General features: G+C 54.4%; 1 protein-coding gene. It reads right to left on the reverse strand.

Going from position 1 to position 553, the window contains the following annotated elements; all coding sequences use genetic code 11:
- Window positions 1–55 precede the first annotated feature (55 nt).
- The gene (locus HV670_RS32570) at window positions 56–463 is read right to left on the reverse strand and encodes an NEL-type E3 ubiquitin ligase domain-containing protein (protein ID WP_175108604.1); all 408 of its coding nucleotides are present in this window, start codon (window positions 461–463) and stop codon (window positions 56–58) included.
- Between the last annotated feature and the right edge of the window lie 90 nt (window positions 464–553).

A 553-nucleotide genomic window follows, 5' to 3' on the forward strand; every position in this document is an offset into this window, starting at 1 on the left:
CCGGCCCGGTGCTTTTGCTTCCATCGATCTAGTACCCATCACATTGTGGTGGGTACTAGCCTGACGATTTTTTCAACTCCTGGATAGGCGGTAATCGATCCTCGCTTACGATCTGAACATCTTCTGAGATTATGGAAATTTTCATATTTACGAATGCCAATGCGGCCCGATCCTCACATGTCTCGCTCGCGTCGAGCGCGATAGCAAACGTTGTCTCACGGAGCGAACGCGAATTCGACAAGGTGGCTAGCCATTCACGCACCTCACTTCCGAACGCCTCGTCGCGAATATTCACGCTATCGCGCAACCGGCCACGAAAGATACTGAAAGCGCTTGATCCGGGCTCGGTATCGATGCCTGTCCAACTCGCAACGATCTCGTCTCGCCGACTCTCCGGATACCAGTCGGCGACTGCTTCTTCGATCGGCCGGAAGACCGGCTTACCCCACCTCGTTATACACAAGCGTCGTTACCACCGTCCTCGCGCAACAAACGCATTGTTTCTGCGGCGACATGAACTTTCGTGAGTCCCTTCCAGATGGTTTCCGCGCCG

The organism is Pararobbsia alpina (assembly GCF_902859895.1).
Classification (GTDB): domain Bacteria; phylum Pseudomonadota; class Gammaproteobacteria; order Burkholderiales; family Burkholderiaceae; genus Pararobbsia; species Pararobbsia alpina.